25 protein-coding genes are annotated in these 21460 nt (G+C 36.8%); 14 read left to right on the forward strand and 11 right to left on the reverse strand.

Features of this window, described 5'->3' with window-relative positions; translation table 11 throughout:
• Positions 1 to 76 precede the first annotated feature (76 nt).
• The 8 genes from soxR to ABMA79_RS04420 all read left to right on the forward strand — a co-directional run bounded on the left by soxR (position 77) and on the right by ABMA79_RS04420 (position 6580).
• The gene (soxR, locus tag ABMA79_RS04385; protein ID WP_393090599.1) at positions 77 to 523 is read left to right on the forward strand and encodes a redox-sensitive transcriptional activator SoxR; all 447 of its coding nucleotides are present in this window, start codon (positions 77 to 79) and stop codon (positions 521 to 523) included.
• 103 nt (positions 524 to 626) lie between these two features.
• The gene (locus ABMA79_RS04390) at positions 627 to 1823 is read left to right on the forward strand and encodes an MFS transporter (RefSeq protein WP_393090601.1); all 1197 of its coding nucleotides are present in this window, start codon (positions 627 to 629) and stop codon (positions 1821 to 1823) included.
• A gap of 18 nt (positions 1824 to 1841) precedes the next feature.
• Complete coding sequence (locus ABMA79_RS04395) at positions 1842 to 2366, forward strand: cupin domain-containing protein (protein ID WP_393090602.1); 525 nt, start codon at positions 1842 to 1844, stop codon at positions 2364 to 2366.
• A 1-nt stretch (position 2367) separates the two neighbouring features.
• A complete protein-coding gene (locus ABMA79_RS04400) occupies positions 2368 to 2706 on the forward strand; it encodes a cyclophilin-like fold protein (RefSeq protein WP_393090605.1) in 339 nt (112 codons plus the stop codon).
• A gap of 148 nt (positions 2707 to 2854) precedes the next feature.
• Positions 2855 to 3325, forward strand: a complete 471-nt coding sequence (locus ABMA79_RS04405; RefSeq protein ID WP_393090606.1) for a hypothetical protein — start codon at positions 2855 to 2857, stop codon at positions 3323 to 3325.
• Positions 3322 to 4038: a hypothetical protein gene (locus ABMA79_RS04410; protein ID WP_393090608.1), complete on the forward strand. Its 717-nt coding sequence runs from the start codon at positions 3322 to 3324 to the stop codon at positions 4036 to 4038. The genes ABMA79_RS04405 and ABMA79_RS04410 overlap by 4 nt, the downstream gene beginning before the upstream one ends.
• Positions 4039 to 4310: 272 nt before the next feature.
• On the forward strand, positions 4311 to 5903 hold the full coding sequence (locus ABMA79_RS04415) for an RNA-directed DNA polymerase (RefSeq protein WP_393090611.1): 1593 nt from the start codon (positions 4311 to 4313) through the stop codon (positions 5901 to 5903).
• Positions 5900 to 6580: a hypothetical protein gene (locus tag ABMA79_RS04420; RefSeq protein ID WP_393090613.1), complete on the forward strand. Its 681-nt coding sequence runs from the start codon at positions 5900 to 5902 to the stop codon at positions 6578 to 6580. Before ABMA79_RS04415 ends, ABMA79_RS04420 begins: the two co-directional genes overlap by 4 nt.
• A 142-nt stretch (positions 6581 to 6722) precedes the next feature.
• On the opposite strand, the gene ABMA79_RS04425 is transcribed toward ABMA79_RS04420, so the two are convergent.
• The 4 genes from ABMA79_RS04425 to ABMA79_RS04440 all read right to left on the reverse strand — a co-directional run bounded on the left by ABMA79_RS04425 (position 6723) and on the right by ABMA79_RS04440 (position 9869).
• Positions 6723 to 7280 (reverse strand): hypothetical protein, encoded by a 558-nt coding sequence (locus tag ABMA79_RS04425; protein ID WP_392855949.1) that lies wholly within the window; start codon positions 7278 to 7280, stop codon positions 6723 to 6725.
• A gap of 95 nt (positions 7281 to 7375) precedes the next feature.
• The gene (locus tag ABMA79_RS04430; protein WP_393090615.1) at positions 7376 to 7984 is read right to left on the reverse strand and encodes a hypothetical protein; all 609 of its coding nucleotides are present in this window, start codon (positions 7982 to 7984) and stop codon (positions 7376 to 7378) included.
• A gap of 90 nt (positions 7985 to 8074) precedes the next feature.
• On the reverse strand, positions 8075 to 9127 hold the full coding sequence (locus ABMA79_RS04435) for an aldo/keto reductase (protein ID WP_393090618.1): 1053 nt from the start codon (positions 9125 to 9127) through the stop codon (positions 8075 to 8077).
• Positions 9128 to 9152: 25 nt separating this feature from the next.
• Positions 9153 to 9869, reverse strand: a complete 717-nt coding sequence (locus ABMA79_RS04440) for a VC0807 family protein (protein WP_392855944.1) — start codon at positions 9867 to 9869, stop codon at positions 9153 to 9155.
• 198 nt (positions 9870 to 10067) lie between these two features.
• On the opposite strand from ABMA79_RS04440, the gene ABMA79_RS04445 reads away from it, so the two are divergent.
• Together ABMA79_RS04445 and ABMA79_RS04450 are read left to right on the forward strand one after the other, a co-directional pair.
• Positions 10068 to 11333: a S8 family peptidase gene (locus ABMA79_RS04445; RefSeq protein WP_392855942.1), complete on the forward strand. Its 1266-nt coding sequence runs from the start codon at positions 10068 to 10070 to the stop codon at positions 11331 to 11333.
• Positions 11334 to 11382: 49 nt separating this feature from the next.
• Positions 11383 to 11802: a group II truncated hemoglobin gene (locus ABMA79_RS04450; RefSeq protein WP_393090620.1), complete on the forward strand. Its 420-nt coding sequence runs from the start codon at positions 11383 to 11385 to the stop codon at positions 11800 to 11802.
• Here ABMA79_RS04450 and ABMA79_RS04455 read toward each other — a convergent pair.
• Entirely contained in the window at positions 11725 to 12123 is a 399-nt protein-coding gene (locus tag ABMA79_RS04455; RefSeq protein ID WP_393090623.1) for a DUF309 domain-containing protein, read from the reverse strand. The two genes, ABMA79_RS04450 and ABMA79_RS04455, sit on opposite strands and share 78 nt — an antisense overlap.
• A 77-nt stretch (positions 12124 to 12200) precedes the next feature.
• The gene (locus tag ABMA79_RS04460) at positions 12201 to 12971 is read right to left on the reverse strand and encodes a 3'-5' exonuclease (RefSeq protein WP_392855938.1); all 771 of its coding nucleotides are present in this window, start codon (positions 12969 to 12971) and stop codon (positions 12201 to 12203) included.
• A 120-nt stretch (positions 12972 to 13091) separates the two neighbouring features.
• Here ABMA79_RS04460 and ABMA79_RS04465 point away from each other — a divergent pair, with 120 nt between their 5' ends.
• The 3 genes from ABMA79_RS04465 to ABMA79_RS04475 all read left to right on the forward strand — a co-directional run bounded on the left by ABMA79_RS04465 (position 13092) and on the right by ABMA79_RS04475 (position 16339).
• Positions 13092 to 14660: a sensor histidine kinase gene (locus ABMA79_RS04465; RefSeq protein ID WP_392855936.1), complete on the forward strand. Its 1569-nt coding sequence runs from the start codon at positions 13092 to 13094 to the stop codon at positions 14658 to 14660.
• 2 nt (positions 14661 to 14662) lie between these two features.
• Positions 14663 to 15352, forward strand: coding sequence for a response regulator transcription factor (locus ABMA79_RS04470; RefSeq protein WP_392855934.1), 690 nt, complete (start codon positions 14663 to 14665; stop codon positions 15350 to 15352).
• Between the two features lie 159 nt (positions 15353 to 15511).
• A complete protein-coding gene (locus tag ABMA79_RS04475; protein WP_393090626.1) occupies positions 15512 to 16339 on the forward strand; it encodes a DsbA family protein in 828 nt (275 codons plus the stop codon).
• Here the strand turns inward: ABMA79_RS04475 and ABMA79_RS04480 are convergent, their stop codons facing one another.
• From ABMA79_RS04480 to ABMA79_RS04500, 5 genes are all read right to left on the reverse strand, one after another.
• A complete protein-coding gene (locus ABMA79_RS04480; protein WP_392855931.1) occupies positions 16340 to 17122 on the reverse strand; it encodes an endonuclease I family protein in 783 nt (260 codons plus the stop codon).
• A 144-nt stretch (positions 17123 to 17266) separates the two neighbouring features.
• On the reverse strand, positions 17267 to 18034 hold the full coding sequence (locus ABMA79_RS04485) for a PilZ domain-containing protein (RefSeq protein WP_392855929.1): 768 nt from the start codon (positions 18032 to 18034) through the stop codon (positions 17267 to 17269).
• Positions 18009 to 19226: a transglycosylase SLT domain-containing protein gene (locus tag ABMA79_RS04490; RefSeq protein WP_392855927.1), complete on the reverse strand. Its 1218-nt coding sequence runs from the start codon at positions 19224 to 19226 to the stop codon at positions 18009 to 18011. Before ABMA79_RS04490 ends, ABMA79_RS04485 begins: the two co-directional genes overlap by 26 nt.
• A 127-nt stretch (positions 19227 to 19353) precedes the next feature.
• A complete protein-coding gene (locus tag ABMA79_RS04495) occupies positions 19354 to 20202 on the reverse strand; it encodes a VWA domain-containing protein (protein ID WP_392855926.1) in 849 nt (282 codons plus the stop codon).
• Positions 20203 to 20213: 11 nt separating this feature from the next.
• Positions 20214 to 20969: a MotA/TolQ/ExbB proton channel family protein gene (locus ABMA79_RS04500; RefSeq protein ID WP_393090629.1), complete on the reverse strand. Its 756-nt coding sequence runs from the start codon at positions 20967 to 20969 to the stop codon at positions 20214 to 20216.
• A 70-nt stretch (positions 20970 to 21039) separates the two neighbouring features.
• Between ABMA79_RS04500 and ABMA79_RS04505 the strand changes: the two genes are divergently transcribed.
• Positions 21040 to 21450, forward strand: coding sequence for an acyl-CoA thioesterase (locus tag ABMA79_RS04505; protein WP_392855921.1), 411 nt, complete (start codon positions 21040 to 21042; stop codon positions 21448 to 21450).
• Positions 21451 to 21460 lie beyond the last annotated feature (10 nt).

Here is a 21460-nt window from a genome sequence, read left to right on the forward strand (position 1 = left end):
CTTTCATTTCATATTGACGTTAAATTGTGATAGTATTCTAAAACCTCAAGTTAACTTGAGGTCAATAGGAGATTTTATGGCCGAGTTAAATGAATATTTATCCGTTGGTGAACTCAGTAAAAGAAGTGGAGTTTCTATTTCTGCGATCCACTTTTATGAGTCAAAGAACTTACTAAGATGCCATCGTAATAAAGGTAACCAAAGGCGCTTCCATCGTCGTGAACTTCGTATTCTTAGTTATCTAAAGGTCGCTCAACGTATTGGTCTTAGCCTAGAAGAAATCAGAGAAGCATTTAAAAGCATTGAGAATAAAGAGAATCTCACAGCTAGTGATTGGAAGAAGCTTGGGCGTAGTTGGCAAAAGGTTTTAGATGAACGTCTTCAGTTAATTGAAAGAACAAAGTCACAGCTTGGATATTGTATTGGTTGTGGTTGTTTGTCTTTAAAAGATTGTCCTTTACGTAACCCTGATGATGAACTTGGTCAGGAAGGTACTGGCCCACGTCTTCTAATGAAAGATTAGTAAGTGATAGTTAATGATTCATAAACTATAGTGTCATTTATCGAAACAATGATTTATCCCATAATTGATTTAAATAATAATTCAATGTGGAGATCAATTATTCGTGTTAAATCAAAATAAAAATTCATGGGGGGCAGTATGGGCAATGACTCTTGGGATCTCAAGTGTCATGATTGCAGAATTCCTACCCGTCGGCCTCTTAACTCCAATGGCAAAGGATCTTGCTGTAAGCGAAGGCTTTGCTGGGCAAACCATAACGATTACTTCAATATTTGCTGTTTTAACGAGTTTAACGATATCTTATGCGACTAGAAAGGTTGGCCGTAAAAACTTGCTGATAAGCTTATCTGCACTAGTTGCAATTTCATCTGCTATCGTCTCTCTTTCTCCTAATCTTGTGATACTTCTTTTTGGTAGGGGACTTCTAGGGATTTCTTTGGGAGGGATTTGGTCAATGGCCGCGGCCCTTGCTACACGTCTTGTTACCAAGGATAATCTTCCTAAGGCCCTTTCGATCATTTTTGGAGGCGCTTCATTTTCAACGATGCTTGCCGCTCCCCTTGGAAGCTTTCTTGGGCAATACATGCACTGGCGTACAATCTTTCTCATTGATTCGTTAATAGCAATTACCTCAATGATTTGGCTTTTCTATAGTATGCCAATTCTAGCAGCAAATTCTAAGGTTAAGTTCAAAACAATTTTTAAAACTCTATCAAGGCCTTCGGTCAAAGTCGGTTTACTTGCTGTTGCTTTAACTTTTTGTGGACGATTTGCAACGATCACATATATGAGGCCTTATCTTGAAAATACGATAGGTCTTAATGTAAAGGGGATATCGTTAGTCTTCTTTCTCTTTGATGCTGCCTATTTTATGGGAACCTTTATAGCAGCTGAAATAGTAAAAAGAAGCTTAGTTTTTGCACTAAGTGCTTTCCCATTCTTACTTGCATTGGCATCTCTTGCCCTGGCCTTTAATGAAACAAGTGCTATCGAGGCCGGAGTTTTAATATTCTTATTAGGGATCTCCTTTGCACCAATTCCTGTCGGTTGGTCGACATGGGGGACAAAGATTGCACCCGATGATACGGAATCAATCGGTGGTCTTTATGTTGCCTCAGTGCAAACAGCAGCGGGAATAGGTGCTTTTGCAGGAGGAATTCTTTACGATAAAAGTGGTTCATTTGCAGTCTTTTCAATGAGTAGTTTGTTCTGGTTTGTCTCTGCAATACTTACTTTCTTATTTGTAAAAACTGTTTTTAATAAAAAAGAAGATGAAGTTGTTGAAAATGTCATCGCATAATAATCTTGGAGGTTAGTCATGAAAAATGGATTTGTTTTAACTTTAATTCTCTCTCTTGGGCTTATGAGCTGTTCAGGTATTACAAATGCCAATGGTGAAGCTCAAGGCGAAAAGAAACTTATGGAAATCACACCGACTAATAAGACCATTAAGTTTGATAGTAGCTCTCCTGTCTTTACTGGTAATGTACTTCTTAGACCTCTTTTTGAAACTCATGACACTTCAGACTTAACTGGTGGTGAGGTGACTTTTTCAAAAAATGCTAGATCAGCTTGGCATACACACCCAAAAGGACAACTTCTTGTTGTCACAAAGGGACAAGGTGTTGTTCAGCAGTGGGGAGAAAAAGCGCGAGTCATGAAGGCCGGTGATATTGTATGGACTCCAGCAGGAGTAAAGCATTGGCATGGAGCAGATCATAAAAATACTGTCACTCACTTAGCGTTACAAGAAAAGAAGAATGGTAAAAATGTCATTTGGATGGAAAAAGTTAGTGATAAGCAATACAAGGATGGGCTTAGGAGCATTAGGAGTAAGAAGTAAAGTGAAGATACGAATCAAAGTGGATGACCTTGAATTTGAAGGCATTCTTGAAAACACTAAAATTCTCGATCTACTACCTCTTGAAGTTGAGGTTGAGGACTATGCTTCTAATGAGAAGATCTTCTATCTCCCAAAGAAGCTTTCTGTGGAAGGTGAGCCTGCTGGGTATGAGCCTCGTGTTGGGGATATCTGTTACTATGCTCCATGGGGGAATATTGCGATATTCTATAAAGATTTTTCTTACTCTACTGGCCTCATAAAGCTGGGGGAGATTACTGACAATGTCGATAAGATTAAGAATATTAAAAACTCAAAACTTAAAATTGAAATTATAGAATAAAAAAAGCCTCCGGACTGGAGGCTTTTCTGTTTCATAATTTCAGTTAGTTATTTTATATTTCTAGTTTTTCGCTAAGGCCTGTGATTTTGTTCACAATTTTACTTATTTATACCGATATTTATTCATAATAATATTGTGAGGAAGCTAGATGGATAAAGAACTACTAGAAGTATGGAAGTTAGTCTTAAGTCTTATACATATGGATGGCGTTATCTCTTCATCAGAAGAGAAGTGGTTTAAGAAAAAAATAGATGAATTAAACTCTCATAAGCTTTTAAATGCGACCGAGGAAGATATTGAAGTTTTAAGACAAAGCTTTAGTCAGCCTATTGGTAACTATATTGAGGCGCTTGATTTAATTAAAACTCCGGCCAGAAAGTCTTTTGTTTTACACATGGTTCGTACAATTGGACATTTAGATAATAATTTTTGTGATAATGAGAAAAAGGTATTTAAGGATATTGAGAGTATTATCTTGGGTGATTTAAATCTTAAGGATATTGAATCTCAGAATCAAAAGATGGAGTTAGATAGTTATGAGTTTAATAACTATTATCAAATTGATGAAAGAGATTCTTTCATAACTATTTTGGCAAAAGTTGTAGCTAAATATCTATGATATTTAATTTTTTCGAAAGCTTCATTGAATTAATAAAACAATTCACACCTGAGTTTTTACATCATGATCTACTTATACTTTTGATAATAAATCTGTTTATCTCTATCTTTGTAAATTATGCAATTAAGCTAATTTCAAAATACTCAAACAAAATAACTGATAAAAAAGAGAGGGATAAGAATACTCTTCTTATTGCTTATCTTTTATGCTGCTTTATATTTAGCTTCTTATTACTTGATACACAGAAGGGAATATACACTATTCTGATGATTTATTTGGCTTTAGCTCTCTTGTTTATCTTTATTTATATAGTTTCCCGACAGTATGAGAAGTGGGGCATACCAACTGAGTTTGATGGTGATTTAAGGCTTGTTAAGGAGCCACGATTTAAAGATTTCACGATTCTTGCGTGTCCAAATTGTAAGACAAGAACTATCTCTTGGATACATGCGATTAAAGAGCCTCAAACTTGTGGTGTGTGTGAGAAGAAGTATAAGGGGATGGTTCCTGTTAGACTTGATAGAGCTTTATTGATTGTTGCATTTTTGTTACTTGGCCTAGGAATATATCTTTTCACTGTACCTTGTTTGTCTAAAGTTATTTCAGCTTTAATTATGTGTAGTGGTTTTGTTGCACATATGATTTATCGAATTATTCCTAAGGGGCTAGAGGAAGTTAAAGAAGACATAGATGTAATTAATAAGTTTGAATAAGCATATATCAGAGGTTTTGTTCTCGTTGTATTGATGATTCGTACTGTTTTGTATGCCTCGTAACAAAGCAATTAGGGGATTTATTTAAGATTCTTTTTATTACTGATTATGTAAGACTCTATATAAGTTAGCTTTTCATTGAGTGTTCTTGTAGTATCAGTAGTTTACTGAAACTTCCTTTGCATGACCTGAATTTTGTAAATTTTCTTATAAATCATCGCTTTTGTACCGAGAAATATATTAACTTTATTTTAGAAATTAAGGGGGAAGTTATGGAAGATAGTTTTAAACTAGCATTGAAAAATATTGCAAGATATGGGGATACAGATATTTTTCCTTATCCTGTAGAGAAAAAAATATTTTACGACTTTGAATCAGATTGTGTAAATATTTTAAAAGATATGCAAGATAAATTTAGTGTAGAATTGAATGATTGTCCCCCTTTGAATAAGAGTTTGCTCTGCCCGGTAGGGTATACTGGTTTTCGTTGGGCAACTCAAATTGATCCATTTTGGAACGCTTATTTCTTATCTCTTGTGTTAAAAATTTCAGATGAAATCGAAAATGAAAGGATTCCTAAGACAGAAAACTATGTTTTTTCATATAGATACTTCCCTGACACTGAATCGCATAAGCTATTTGATGAAAAATATAACTGGAAAGCCTTTCAAGAGGAGTCTTTGAAGCTTTGTGAAGAGTATAAGTTCGTTTTAATTTGTGATATCTCTGATTTTTATTCTAGAATTTATCATCACAGACTAGAGAATGCCTTGCAAAAGTTAAACTTAAAATGTGATACGGTTAGCAGAATTATGAAACTTCTGTCTAAGTTTTCAAACAGTAAATCGTATGGTCTTCCTGTTGGCGGAAATGCTTCTAGAATATTGTCTGAGTTAGTATTAAATAGTACTGATAAACTTTTAAAAACTGAAGGGGTTAGGTTTTGTCGTTTCGCAGATGATTATCATATTTTTACAAATAACAAAGAAGAAGCTTATAAGTGCTTAAGACTTTTATCAGAGCTTCTCTTGGAAAATGAAGGATTATCACTTCAGAAAACCAAAACAAGGGTGATGCAGTGTGAAGAGTTTTTATTAAATTCAGAAATATATGGCAAACTTAATGCATCGAATGATCATAAAAATCAGTTCTTACGTTTGAATTTAAGATACGATCCTTATTCTGAAACTGCAGATGAGGATTATAATGAACTTAAAGAGCAGATTGGAAAGTTTGATATACTCGGAATATTAAAAAAAGAATTGCATTCAAAAACGAGAGTACATAGGCACCTTGTTTCAAGATTATTAAAGGCAATTAGGCATTTAGATGTAACGTCAAAGAAGGACGCAGTATTTACACTTCTGGAGAATTTAAAATTACTTGCTCCTGTTTTTTCACAGGTTATGATGACTATTTATGATATATGTCCAGAGTTACATGAAGATGATCGACGAGCGGTTTTTGATATATTGATTAGTGAAATCAAAAATGAGAACTACTTATTTCAAATTGATTTAAATCTACATTACGTTACTTTGATTCTGGGGCAAGATCGACGTGATGAGAATGAGCAAATTTTAAATAATATTTTTAAGAAAACTAATTCAGAGTTAATAAAAAGAGATGTTATATTAATTATGACGAAGTGGAGATATACAGCTTGGATTAGTAACTTGAGAACAAGATTTGGCTCTATGAGTAAATGGGAGAAAAATAGTTTCTTGATTGCATCATACATTCTTGGGGATGAAGGGAAGCATTGGAGAAATCATAATAAAAAAAGTTTTGATTCATTTAGTGTTGTGTATTTGAATTGGGCGAATTCTAAACTAGGTAATGGTGACTTCAGGGGGATTATATGATATCTGAAAGGCAGCTTGCTAATAACTATAACTCATTTTGGGAAAACATTGCTCCCATGCTCACTAGTTACATTTTGAAAATTAATAAAAGTGAATTAAAGCGCTTTTCATCCCCCGTTACATCAGCAATCAGTTCTGGTGATCGTGGACTAATTAATGAAACGGCTTTTATTGTTTGTACTCTTGGTGAATTTAATACAGATAATTATGAAAAGGCTTTAAGCCTAGCTCATGACAAAATAAAAAAATTGGAAAAAGGTGACTTATCAAAAAATATTTCAATACATGAAGTAAAGGATTTATTTTACTCTTTCCGCCGTTTTGTTAAACTTTTTTCTATAGAAGATTCTGGTATTGAGTATTATCCTAAGTTTAAAGGTTGTGGTTTTCTAAATGGCTGTGAAGGTGATTTAGCTATGTCTGATACTCTTTTTGAATCTAAATGTGGTGATAGGAATTTTAAAGGCGCAGATTTAAAGCAGGTTTTAGCTTATGCTGCTCTTAGGTACTTTGAATTGGGTAAAACTTATTCCCAGATAGGTTTAGTTAACGCAAGAAGAGGCACATGTTTCTTTGATGATATTGACTCAATATGCTTTTCAATATCAGGCCTAAGTGCCATCGATTTGTTTGAGGCCCTAAGGGTTTTTCTCGAAGGGCAACAAGTGTCAAAGTAGTATATGCACTTTTATTGAAAGTCGAAAAAATCAAGGTTTCTATTCTTTACGCATGTAAAAAATGAAAACCTTGATTTACAACTTAAAATTGAAATTATAGAATAAAAAAAGCCTCCGGACTGGAGGCTTTGTATTTTGCTATTTATTGGCAGTAGTTGTAATCGCGGAAGTAGCGAGCGCAGAAGTTTTGTGGGAAGCGACAGTCATCCATATTGCTTGACCAGTAGCTTGCACTTTGGCAGTACTTTGTGTCTTGTTTTTCAACATTAACAATGAACTTTCCAGTAGCAACTTCGCGTCCATTTTTTTCTAGCTTGTACTCGATTTCATTTTCACCGTAGTAGTTAAGTAGTGGCCTTTGAAGTAGAGTGTAGATCCAAAGATTGAACTTCTTAGAACTTTCACCTTTTTCAGCATCAAATGAAGATGACTTCGATTTTTTGCGTCCCTTGTGGTCCTTGTAGTATAGAGTTACTTCGTCTGCATCAACTCTTTCACCTTCGTCTAGAACAAAGCGTGAAAACTCAGATGGGCTTAAGTAATTTGCACTACAATTTACGTAGCGAATTTGGTGCTGATTTCTGTCATTACATGTTAAGCGGATACTCCCTTCAACAGGGTTGGAAGCTAGATCATTTCCAATTTGAAGTCCTGCACCGAAAGCAGGCAGAAGCATTAGTAAACTAATTAGTACTTTCATTATAAACTCCTTTTTATAATCCTATTAATGATATTAAGGAGTTTTAGTTTATGCAATTTTATCTAGCTTAAAGATAGAACTTGTAAGTTTATGAGTTAAAGCTCACGCGCTTTAAGTTTAGCGTAATTGTAGATTAATTCACGCCAGTTTTGCATAAGCGCAGGGGCCGTAAGCTTAACAAGTTTTGGATCGCTTGGAATATAGTCGTAAAGAAAGTATTCCATGGCAAATTGAATTGTCTGCATACCGATATATAACTCAGTAAAGAAGTCGATATCACCCTTTTGATAGTAGGCGATTAATTCGGCCACGTCTTGGTGGTATTCACATGAGCCGCATCCGCTACACATTCCGTAGTTTTCAACAAAGGCCAGGTGCTGCTGAGTTTGAGTTGCAATAACTTGCTCCCTCTCATCTGAGTCTGCACTAAAGCTCTCAACTAATTCAAGTGCACGTTCCGGATACTGATTGATGGCCATGAAAATGCGCTCATAGAATGTAGCGTATAGGGAAGTAAAAATTGAATCTTCAATTAGATAGTAGAAGAAGTCTTCTGTGGATTTTGTTCCAGCTTTTAAGTTTTCATAACTAGCAAGGGCCATCTTAAGAGGTGCATCTTCAAACTCTTCTAATTCAAAGAAGATTTTTGCAAGCTCTTGTTTGCCAAGATCGAATTCACTCTTGTGCTTAAATTTTGAAAACATGAACGCCTCCACATAAGTTCTTGTTCTAGATTTTATCAAATTAAATTAAATCAAGAACTTATGTGGAGTGAGTGGCAGAAAGTACCAGTCTTATGGGCAAGGTATAGTAAATACCTTGTGTATTTCTTCGATGCGATTAAGAGTGTCGCTATCAAGAGTCACTTCACTTGTGGCAAGGTTCTCTCTTAATTGCTCCATCGTCGTTGCACCGATGATATTTGATGTATTAAACTCACGCTTGTTCACAAAGGCAAGAGCAAGAGTTGCAGGTGAAAGCCCTACATCGTTAGCAAGTTCGACATAAGCTCTGATCGCGTTTTGTGCATGCTCTGAAGAGTAGCGTGTGAAGTACTCACCGTATTCAGTTAGGCGAGAATTTGCAGGTTTCTTTCCATCTAGATACTTTCCAGAGAGCGCGCCAAAAGCAAGTGGTGAATAAGCAAGTAGTCCGACTTTCTCACGAATTGCCATTTCTGCAAGGCCAACTTCAAATGAACGATTAAGTAGAGAGTATGGATTTTGAATTGAAACTGGGCGTGCAATATTTGTTTCTTTGGCCGCTTCAAGGTATTTCATAACTCCCCATGGTGATTCATTTGATAATCCCCAGTGAAGAATCTTACCTTCTTTAATAAGCTCATCCATGGCCTCCACTCTTTCATTGAAGCTTACTTCAATCTCAGGTGTGATATGCTCGTAATTTAGACGGCCAAAGAAATTTGTCACACGTGATGGCCAGTGAATTTGGTAGAGGTCTAAGTATTCAGTGTTAAGTCTTTTTAGAGAAGCTTCACAAGCTGTCTTAATATCGCTTTTTGAAAAGGCGATCTTTCTAATGTCACTATTTCTAATGTAGCTATCCATTGATCCAGGGCCTGCAACTTTAGAAGCAAGAATAAACTTGTCTCTGTGAGTTTGCATCTTATCCCATTTTCCAATGAATTGTTCTGTCTTTGTGTATGTACTTTGTTGACCAGGAACTGGATACATTTCAGCTGTATCAATAAAGTTAACTCCATAGTCGAGCGCTAGATCAAGTTGCTCATGGGCCTCTTCAATTGTATTTTGTTCACCCCATGTCATTGTCCCAAGACAAATTTCACTGACTTTAATATCTGTATTTCCTAATTGATTAAATTTCATAAACCCTCATTTATATTTGGTTTTATTATTGCTGCTTAACCATTTCTTCTAATGGAAGCTGTGTTTGTTTCTTGATGTAATTTACTAGAGTAAAAATAATAATCACTGTCACAATTAAAGTTGGTACAGAGATCACTGGGAAGCTAAGAGCAGTCATTCTTCCTAAGCTCTCATTAAACTCAACTGTTCCAGGGGCGCCTTTAAGGACGATGACCGCTAGAACATAATTTAAAAATGCTGACAGAAAGAATGTTGAAGAGAAGTAGAATCCTGCAATGTGAATCTTTTGTTTGAAGTCGTCGTGTAAACCTCTTGCTTCAAAAGCCAGGTGGATTTTTTCCATATCAAAAATTTGCTCAAATAGAGTTCTTATCAGTGGCTTCTTTGTGAATTGAGAAGCAAGTACAAAAAGACCAATTACAAGTGGAACAGCAGTTTCTTTGACAATCATCCATGTGCGATCTAGTTCTAAAAGACCAATTCCGCCTGTTAGCAGAACGCTCACAAGACCAATAGCCGCAATCCAGTTAAACTTTCTTTTAGAGATAAAGTCCCATGCACCATAGAGGAGTGGAAAAGCAAGGGCAATGATAAGAGCATTAACTTGTCCTAGTTTTTCAGGCCCTGAGAACTTCGTTAGTATTACTGACGGAATCACAACATTACAAAGAATGTTGATGAACGGGTTTTCATTTTTTTCGTTTTTACTTTTTTGAATATTCGTTTCAGTCGAATCTGACATTTAAAATCCTTTTATAATTTGCTCTTCATAATACCTAAATCAATAAAGTAGGAAAAGGCTTAAAAGACCAATGTGAAAACTCGGGTATTGTAACAACTTCTTACAACCTGAAATCTGAACTTGTCTTAAGAAAATTTAAATGAAATCATTTTTTTTACCCGAATTACTTTTGATCACGGATGAACATAAGGATAAATCATGAAAAAACTATTTCTTGCACTAGGTATGACGTGCGCACTGAGCGCTTCAGCTCAAAATTACAATGGTTACATTGTTAAATTAAAGCCAGGTTACGAATCTTTTGTTAACACAAATATGGCCGATGCTCAGGTTAGAAAACTTAGCTTTGGTACATTTGCTGTTGTTAAGCAAAAATTCGAAGGTCTTGTACAAGACCCAGCGGTTGAGTATGTTGAGAAAAACTGGATTATTAACTTAAATGAATTCTCTGCACCTCAACAAGATGACTCTTCACTAACTGAAAATCGCGATGAGCAATTTTCTAAGCAGTGGGGACTTTTAAATGATGGAAGCAACTCTGGTGGTTGGTTCTCAAGAGGAAAAGCTGGTGAAGACATCAATGCAACTGCTGCATGGAATGTTGAAACAGGTAATCGCGACCTAGTTGTAGCTGTTATTGATACAGGTGTTGACTACACTCACACTGATCTTAAAGCTAACACTTGGAAGAATGAAGGTGAAATCGCAGGTAACGGAATTGATGATGATGGAAACGGATTCATTGATGATGTATACGGATATGACTTCGCAAATAAAGATGGTGACCCAATGGATGGCCACTCTCACGGAACTCACTGTGCTGGTGTAATTGGTGCTCGTCACAATGGAACTGGTATTATGGGTGTAATGGCAAATGTTAAAATTATGTCGATTAAATTCCTAAGTGATAGTGGTTCAGGTGAAACAATTGATGCAATCTCTTCAATTGACTATGCTGTTGCTAATGGAGCAAAAATTCTTTCAAACTCTTGGGGTGGAGGAGAGTACTCTGAAGCACTTAAGGAGTCGATCGAAAACGCACGTGATAAAGGTGTTCTTTTCGTAGCTGCTGCAGGTAACTCGAGAATGGATAATGATTCTAGGCCAACGTATCCAGCAAATTATGATGTTGCTAACGTGATCACTGTTGGTGCAATGGATGGAAAAGGTAACCGTTCATCATTTTCTAACTATGGACAAGAAACAGTTCACGTATTTGCTCCAGGATCAAATATTCTTTCAACTGTTCCAAATAACCGTTATAAGAAAATGTCTGGGACTTCAATGGCCACGCCAATGGTTTCAGGAGTTCTAGGGCTTCTACTTTCAAAAGAAGATGGACTATCTTTTTCTGAAATTAAAGAAAGAATCTATTCTACTTCTGTACCTAATCCAGGACTTATCACAAAAGCTAAGTCTGGACGTATTGAAGCTTACCGCCTACTTAACAATATCCAAAACTAGTGATATATAAAGAAGGGAGTTGCTATAAGAGCGACTCCCTTTTTTATTTATGAAAATCAAACTACCAGAATTTCTCATTCGAAAATTAAAGATGACTCCTTATCATAAGCTAGGTGGCGCCGAGGGCGTTCAAGAACTTGTTAATAACTTCTACGAAATCATGGATACTGATCCTAAGGCCTCAAAGTGTCGTGCCATTCACGCAAGCTCACTTGAGAGTGCTAATAAGAAGCTCTTTATGTTCTTATCGGGCTGGCTAGGTGGCCCAAGTTTATATATTGAAAAGTATGGCCATCCTCGTATGAGAAAGCGTCATTTTCCATTTAAGATTGGTTTCGCTGAAAGAGATGAGTGGCTCTATTGTATGAGAAAGGCCATGGATAAGAAGCAGCTAAAGCCTGAGTTTGATAAAGAACTCTGGGGCGCTTTCGAAAGATTCGCTGAGCATATGAGAAACCAAGACTTTTAGCTCTTTGATTTCGATTCCGCAAAAAACTTCGTAATTTAATTCATTTAAAAGTTCAAGACAGCGTTCAAAGTGAGTTCTAAACGCACTTTCTTGCTTCATCTCTAGCTTTAATAGTCCTGCTGCAATTTTGATAATGGCCTTAAATAAAATGGCAAAGTCATCCGTGCGGTTATGTTCATTCCACAATGACTCTAGGTAGGCATGGGCCTCCCAGAAATAGCCTTCATTAACTAAGTCTATGGCAAATAAATAATCTTCATTATTTTTAAAAGCTTCACTGGAACCTAGGCGAGCTGTTTCGGGCTCGCCGCTTTCTTCCATATGGCCACCAGGTTTTAAGGGGTGAGGATTCACTCCTGGACGAAACCTATATGGTGGTAGTGCTCGAGTGGAATATCTTATGAAAGTCTCCAATCGAAATCAAAGAGAAGCTTTCCTTCATCAATATGAACTTGAGAAACAATCTTTGACCAAATTTTTTCATTTGGATCCCACTGAAATCTTGCTCGTGCAACCTTATGCTTGATAGCGTTGAATTTTTCAACTTCTTGACGGTTCTTCCAATTTGGTGCCTTAAGTTCTGCAACAATACGTACTTTAGGTGCACTCGCTAATTTTGCCATACGTGCATAGTCGTAGTGAGATGCAATCTTAAGCATTGCAAGAACATCAGTAACCGCTCTATGTGGAAACGGGTTAATAAAGCCATGTGAGTGCTCGAGAAGAGCCATCGACTTGTGAGTGATTCTTCTTGGGTACTCAACATCTTCCTGAGTATCAATCCAAACTTTATTTGGCATCTCGATACCATATCTTTTAAACATGGCCGTTAGCATCGGCTTGTCATATTTTGCGCCATTGTGGGCCATCATATAGTCGGCCTTCTTCATAAGTAGGGCAACTCTTTCAAGGGCCATCTTGATTTCATCTCCACGGCGGCCCCACTCAGCAAGTAATTGTTCGTCAATGCCTGTAAGCTCAATAACTTCTTCTGTAAGTTTTAAGCGATCTTTTTCATCGATAAGTTCAGAGAAGACTCTAACTGGAGAGTTGATACGTGTGTCCCAAAGAACCGCTCCAATTTCTGTAACGCGGTCAACTTCAAGGTTTACACCTTTTTGCGTTAAATTTTCGTTAATACCTTCTAAATCAACTCCAAGAATGAGCATTTGACGTCCTTTTGTTGGTCTTGCTGTGTGCCATAAGATTAATTGACAATATTCTGACTTATTTAGGACAATTATTAACGATACGTTTAATATTGTAAATGCTGGGATTACTTAGATTTAATGAAACCTTATATTGTACTTATATTCACGGCGTTAATTGTGGCCTTCTTTTCTGGAAGTTTTGTTTTAAAAACTTTCGCACCTCGTTTTGCTAGTCAGTATCAAATTGACGAAATTAACGAGTTAAAAGTTAAGATGCAGACCACGATTACTCCTTACGCCATCGTCAACTTCTCATCACTATATTATTCCGATGAGCAGTTCCAGCTTCTTAATCCATCTCTTGCAATTGAAGAATTTGATGCATCTCTTCTTTCAAGTTCAAAGGGTTGTTCAAATATTGAAATTCTTCAGTCTCAATTAACGGGAACACGCAAGAAGGGAGTATGGGAACAAATTCGTTGTGGCAGAATCAGAAATATCCCAAATTGGTTTGTGAAATCACCTCCCTATATTCACGAGTCGGGAGTAAGTTACGCTTATCTCTTATTTCAATATCAATTGGCCACAGGTCAGGCCTCTCAGACGTCTTGGGTAAGACGTAGACTTTCATACTTTCATGTTTCAGAGCTTGCTCAACTTCAACGTGAGATTGGGCCACTTGGTGGGATCTATGGACTTCTAGCAAGTCTTTCACAAGAAACTCTTCAGGATATTATTAATGAAGAGGGGACAATCCTTGCTAAGAACTTCTTACTTGCTAGGATTAAATACCCAAGACAGTACAATGTCTTAGAATATCGTTTCTATGCCAATGACTCCATTGAAAGATTCTTAGACCAGACACCCTATCAAATCACAAGAGCACGTGCTGGAAAGTGGTGTGTTTATAATGATGGCCCAATTTGTTGGAGACAGAACACAAGGCATCTCCTACAGACTGTTTCGACATCAACCCTGACTTCATTTACTGGGATTATTGTTATCTTCTTTATCATTCTTTGGCTGCTCTTTAGTAAAATTAAGGATGATAAGATTGAAGAAAGTCGAAAGAAGATGGCCCTTCAGGTTCTAACTCACGAGTTTAGAACTCCTGTTGCATCTCTCCTTCTTATCGTCGAAAAAATGAATCGCTCTTTGGGGTCTTTACCGGAAGACCAGCAAGAAGATGTTCTTCGTATTGCGGGTGAGGTTTACCGCCTACAGCGTTTGACGGAGAAGTCAAAGCACTACCTTCAGGGTTCAAATGCTTCAGGCATGTTAACCTTCAGTTATGAAAAGTTAGATCATTTAGAAGATCTTATTTATGATACAATCATTCCTATTAAGGAAACTTACGATAAGGAAATTGAAATCTCTATTGAAGTCAATGATACGATCTTTGTTGATTATTACTGGTTTCAAATTTTAATAAAGAACCTTGTTGAGAACTCTTTTATTCACGGTGCAGAAAAACACTATTTGAAGATTTATGAGAAGGATAAATTCTTTGTTATTGAAGTAGGTGATGGTGGTGAGATCACAAAGGATCTCGATACACTGACAAGTGAATTCGTAAAAGGTTCAAAGAGTTCTGGTACTGGTTTAGGTTTAAATATTATTAAAAATATTGTTGATGAATGGGGCGGAAAAATTGAGTTGGTAAAGAAGCCGACGAAATTTATTATTACGCTACCTAAAAGGAAGTAAGTATGGATAAGATTCTATTAGTTGAAGATGATGTTTCACTGGGAAAAGGAATTCTTGATTTTCTTAAAATGGAAGGGTTTGATACAACTTGGGCACAGACTCTTGAAGAGGCAAGAAAAATTGATCTAAAAGGATTTAATCTTATTATCCAAGATTGGATGCTTCCTGATGGGCAAGGGATCGACTTTCTTAAAGAGATCCGTGCAAATAATAATAACACGCCAATGATTATTCTAACGGCCAAGACTGACCTTATTGATAAGGTCGTAGGGCTTGAGTCTGGTGCGAATGATTATATGACTAAGCCTTTTGAGTCACGCGAGCTACTTGCTCGTATCCGTGTTCAGCTTCGTATTGGTGATCAAGGTGCCATGGCCAAGGATATTGACACAAAGGGTGTGCTAACTCTTGGAAAGCTTAAGATTGATAATGATACCAGAGAAGTAACTTGGGACGGAAATTTAGTCGAACTAACTAAAATGGAGTTTGATTTCTTAAAGCTACTTGTTGAAAATCCAAACCGTGCTCTTTCACGTGATGAAATTTTAAATAAGGTATGGGGATATGAATGCTATCCATCAACTCGTACAGTCGATACACACGTTCTTCAATTACGTCAGAAGTTTAATGAAAATTTAATTGAAACAGTTCGTGGAATTGGTTACAAACTCCGCCCGCAATTTGCTCAGTAAAATTTAAAAACGTCGAATAACCGATAAATAGGGTCTTTATAAAGGCCCTTTTTTTATATTCTTTTCAAAGATTTGACATAACTCTAACGTAGAGTGAATAAAGCTTGGCCATAATATTACGAAAGGTTTGTTAATAAAAATAACTACTAGGGGCCATTTATGTCTAAGCGATTAACTATTCCACTTCTTTTTGCCTTTGTTGCCTTGTTCTTAGCATCATGCCAGTCAAAGCAATCAGCAAGTGATCTTCAAAAAACATTGGAAGATAATCCTGAAATCTTAACTGAAGTGATGAAAAAGAACCCACAGCTATTTATGGAGACACTTCAGAAGATGGCCTCTCAAATGAGAGAGAAGGCCCTTGAAGATCGAAATAAGAAAGAGCAAGAAATCTTAGAAGCTGCTTTTAAAAATCCAATTGAAGTTGAAAAGCATAGCGAAGACTTAATTATTGGTAATCCAAACGCAAAGGTTATTATTTATGAATACTCTGACTTTCAGTGTCCATTCTGTTATCGCGCACTAGAGACAGTTAAGCAGGTCCTTGATGATTATAAAGATGATGTAGCTTTTGTTTATCGTCACCTTCCTATTGATTCAATTCACCCTAATGCTAGGCTTGCGGCCAAGTACTATGAGGCCATTCGAATTGAGTATGGACAAAAGGCATTTGATTTCCATGAGACAATTTTGAGGAATCAAAACAAGGTTCGCCATGGTGAGAAATATTTGATTAGTCTTGTTAAAGAGATGAAATTAGATGTTGGTAAAATTAAAGAACTTGTAAGTTCTAAACGTGTTGAAAATAAAATTGCTGCGGACGTAGCAAGTGCAAATAAACTGGGCTTTAGTGGCACTCCTGGTTTTGTCGTGGCCGGTGTTCCAGTTAAGGGCGCATACCCATATTCTCATTTTAAAATGATCTTAGACCGTCGCTTGAATGGAAACTCTAAGGATCCAGCAAGTGAAATGGCAAAGATCAAATAATTAAAGGTCCGTTAGCAAATTAATAAGTTCAGGGTAATCGATAAATGGATTACGGTTGCCCTGATACTTTTCTACTTCATCATTCCTAAACTTTTCAAACTCAGATACTGGATCTAACTTATCCCATGCTCTTAGGAACTCTTCTTCGCGATCATTGATTGGTAGCTCATATGTGACAGCAAAGTAGAATAGGCCACGGGCAATATCGCCCTTAACTTCATTTGGTGGCTCAAATAAAGGCATTGTTGGATACTTCTTATTCTTTCCAAATTTTGATTCCCCACAGTCTTGAAGTTTATTCTCATCAACTTCACCGTAGTGATATGAGGCCCTCATGCTATTTACAAAAGAGTCCGTTGGAAAGAGGTGGTGCATATCTGCAACCATATCATCATATTCATTCTTTCCGTGTTCAACTGAGTCTCCATATTCAAAGAAGCGTGACTTAGGCCACGTATGCTCAGTATTAATGATATTTCCATCAGGAAGATTTTCTTGATCTAAGTTAATGTCAACATTCGTTTCGTACTCATTGCCACAGTAGAGATCTTTTAGAAACTTATTCTCAGAACCGCTCTTATTATAAGCGTAGATATTATTAAAAAGATAAAGCCTTGCTTCTTTGTAGTAGAGCGTGCGCTTTCCTTTTTTCATCAGGGCAGATAAGCGTTTTCTGAATTCTGCTTGGTTAAACTGAGGTTTAGTGTCACCATGTGCCTTGAGGTCAAGGGGCTGGGCCACTGTTAGTGATGTTGCTAAAATTATTAGAGTTGTACGTAACATACTTTGCTTTTACGGTAATTTATGAACAGATGGTAGGAGATTGTAGAATTTACTTGAAATATAGTCCCAATAAAAAAACAGGACCTCAGTGAGGTCCTGCCAATTTAAATATCAAGCTCGTTATTTTAGCTACTTAGGGGACGACTAAGCAGCGTTATTGTACTCTTCGTAATCGTTATCACTATCCATATTTTCTTCATCTACACTTTGTCTAAGGCTTGTTAAAAGCTTCTCTAATTGAAGTCTTTCACCAACCCCAAGCTCGACAAATTGTACCCCCATTCCTTCTGGGTAGCGTCCGACAGCATTCGATTTTCTAACGACCTTGGCCTTTAGTTCTAAATCTGTTCCGATATTGAAAGTAAAAGTGTCTCCACAGTTGAAGATATCTTTTTGTGTTGGTGTATTATATGAAATATAAGCACCTGTTCTTGAGATATCAAAAGTTTCACCAAGGTTAATTGGAATATCTGTTGATGACACTTTTGTTGGAAGTGGTGCTTGGTAACGAATTGCTGTTTTCCACCACTGAGCTGCAGGTGAGTTAATAACATTCGTTTCATGACTCAGAATAAAGTATGAAGTCATAAGGATATAGGCAAAAGTTGATAGAATAACTGAAGCCGCTTCAAAGTCATTTCCATAAACTAGGACAATCGAATTATTTAAACAAACAAAGCCAATCGATAATGGGAAGCTCCACTTGATGTCATCTTGTGCTGTAAAAGAAAAGTAAGCATTAAGAAAACAAGAGGCCATAACCATGAAGTTAAAGACTGTCATTTTCGACCAGATGGCACCAATATCAGTTGCACCATGACCATAGAGGAACATGACCTGAATTGGAATACTAACTGCAATTGCAATAAACACAAATGCATAGATATTAAAGATTAATGGCTTGATCTTCATTGATGACTCCTTGAGTGTCATTTTGTGTAAAGTGATAACAGTAACTATTTACGCGATTAATATAATTCTTTGCTTCTTGAAGGCGATCAGAATTACGCCAGTCTGTTTCTAGTTTTATTAATTGAGACTTCACTCTAAATGGCCCAGAGTTGTAGCTGGCAAGAATTAAGTCGGTATAGAGTTGGCTTTTTTCAAAAGTCTTAAGATTTTTTATTTTTGGATATGACTTTTGAACAAGGTCGATATTGCCACGCCAATACTTCTTTAGGTATTCAATATACTCAAGTCCACCGATAACCGATTTTTTACGATTCAGTCGCCAATCATTATTTTGGTTAATCTTTCCAGATCTAACCATAAACTTAACTAGTCCATACGGAAGTTTTTCAATTCTTTTGTCAACTTTCCACGTGTCGTACTTCTTAATAACGTGCTGGCTTGCTGCATCTGTAACTTGCGTCAGTCCAATGGCCTTTGCTGAGCTTACCGAGCGATAATTAAAGCCTGACTCTTGGGCAATAATACCTAGTAGCATGGAAGGGTTAGTATGTACTTTAGAAGCTTCTCTTTTTACAAGATCAATAAAGCTTGTCTTAACATTAAATGGGTCAGTTGTTGTAATCGTTGTTTTATTATTGGCCGTTGTAAATTGTTTACATGAAGGTTCTTCATAACGATATAGTGAACGAATTTCTCCACGGTACTGATAGCCAATTTTAATATCAGTCTCAAGTCTTGCAGGTAGACTTAGTCGGTTGATCTTGTAAATAATATTTTGGTCGTCTTCATAGATAACTTTATTATTATTCTTAAAACTTGAAGTAATATTTCTACCGTTCCAAAAGATCACAATATTTTCAGGATTAAGTTTTCCTCGAGTTGAATTGATCTTAATATAGAGATCATAAATAGTGTGACGATTTTGTTTCTTTGGAAAAAACTCGATACCTATTGTACTCGTTCCAACATTATCGAAGTTTAGATGGTTGTCTAAGATATTAGTAAAGGCCTCAAGATTTTCGAAACTATCTCCATCATTAATAATTGAAAGAGTGTCACTTCCGAATGGGTTCATTGGCCCTGCACATGAGGTAAATAGGAGAGTCGCTCCAAAAAAGAGTGCCGAGAAACTTGCTCTTAACAAGACTCTGACAATGTGCTGACGAAATGTTGGTTTAAGTGCCATGTTCATTGACACTATTATGACAATTTTGGATAAGTCGCTGAAGTCGCTGGTTAACTAAATTAATAAAATCAGAGGCTTAGGTGAAAATCACTATAAAATCTATAGTTAGCAAAATCCGTAAATTTCGCCAACTTTAGAAGCCATAGAAAAAACCGTTATTGGCATCTGTTAAATTCTTTAAAAACTTATATAAATCCGACGACTTACTAAAGTTCTTTGCCCCAACCCCAATGGCATTAATTTGTACTTTTCGAAGGCGATTCTTATCAGTGATATCCCTAACAATATCATCGATATTATCCGGTGAAGTTGTTCGCCCTGACTTTGTCGGGGAGCCATCACTTAGGAGAACGATATCAGTTACTTGTGGATATTGGTCAATGACATACTTAAGGGCGGCCCTTGTTGGTGTGGCCCCATAAGGCCTTAAACTTGCCAAGAACTCATAGACTTCTTCTTTTATTTTTAGATCCCTAAGGTCTTGTAAAACACCCCAGAGGGCATATTGTGAACTGCGATTCTTGCCTGGAAAATAGATAATATCGACATAGTAATCCTTACCCATTGAGGCAATAAGCATCTTAAGTCCTGCCTTTACTTGGCCGATGCGATCATCTGTCCCCATTGAGCCCGAGACATCAATGAGGAAGGCCACGCGTTTGCCTTTAAAGTTAAATCCTACATCAGCACTCTTGGCAACAGGAGCAGGTGTCGGTTTTGGCTTAGGCCTTGGTTCTGGTTTCGCCTTAGGTGGAGTAATTTGAGCAGTAAGCTCCTGGATGACTTTCTTTTGATCTTGGGCAAGCTTCTCACATTGAGACAAGGCCTGTGAATTATCAACACAAACTTCTTTTGGCTTTTCAGCAACTGGAGTTTCATTCTTTGGAACAACAATAAAGAGGATGATAACCGCTCCAAGTGCTCCTGAAAGTAGATCGAGAAATGAAATATTAAAAACGTCTATGGACTTTCTTTGGCGCATTCTTTGCTTTCCTACATCTCAATCTTATTAACAAGGTTTTCAATAACATATTCTTTTGTCTTCATATGAAATTGATCTGTTGCTTTTTGTAGGTCGTGAAAGAGCCACATAAGAATGATACTTAGAATAAGTGCAACAAGTGTTGTATCAAAGGCAACACCAAGAGTTGATGTAATTAGCTGCATGTCTTTAGAGTTCGCAAGCATTAAGGCGCTTGAAATACCAAGTACGGTACCAATGAATCCTAGAGAGGGAATGGCCCATAAGAGATAGCGAATATTGGACTGTTCAGTTTCTGAGTTATCTCTGTGTAGGTCTGTGATGATATTAATAACCTCAAGAACTTCTGAAACATTTTTCGTTGAACGAAATTTCGCACAAGAGTTCTTAATGAGTTGAGTAAGCAGAGTCTTTGAATACTTCTTCTCAAAGTCTTTCACTTTTTGACCAATCTGAATAACATCGTCAGACATGAGCAGGTGCTTTTCATCTGTAGGCAGCAGATTGGCCTTAAAGTAGGATTTCTCTGCTTTTATTTGTGCCTTTAATGCTTTTATTTCGGAGATTGACCAGAAGAAGGCCAAGTACGTTAGCCACTGAATGTAGCCACCTTTGATGAAATTTCCGCCTAAGAGAATTAGCAATCTTGAAACCATTCCATCTTGTAGGAAAATACCAGACAGATACACTCCGTTTAATACTGCCACAATAACACTGCTGACAACAACAGCTTGTCCAATGAGTTGCAATTCTTTCTTTTCTAGCATTGAATGACCTTTTACTCTAAAATTATAGGTATATTTTATAATTATTATAACTGACTTTAAAAGGATATAAATGGTGGGAAAAAATAGTGAAAATGAACCAGTAGGAGAACTATGTGTTCGTACGCTAACGATGCCTTGTGATACAAATCACAATGGTGATATCTTTGGAGGTTGGGTTCTTTCGCAAATGGATATCGCCGGTGCAATCTATTCTGGAAAACGCTGTAATGGCCGTACGGCAACAATTGCAATTGAAGCAATGAAATTCATCCAACCTGTTGGGGTCGGGGATATTCTCTGTTGTTACTGCTCAACTGTAAGAGAAGGAAATACATCTCTTGCTGTCAAGGTTGAAGCTTGGGTTATTCGTAAGTTTGAAACTGAGCGTGTAAGAGTAACAGATGGAATCTTTACTTACGTGGCCATTGATGAGCAAAAGCGCCCACGTAGTATCAACTCTAAAACAATTCTCGATAAATAAGGATTTATAT

It is taken from the genome of Halobacteriovorax sp. HFRX-2_2, from assembly GCF_043196705.1.
In the GTDB taxonomy this organism is placed as follows: domain Bacteria; phylum Bdellovibrionota; class Bacteriovoracia; order Bacteriovoracales; family Bacteriovoracaceae; genus Halobacteriovorax_A.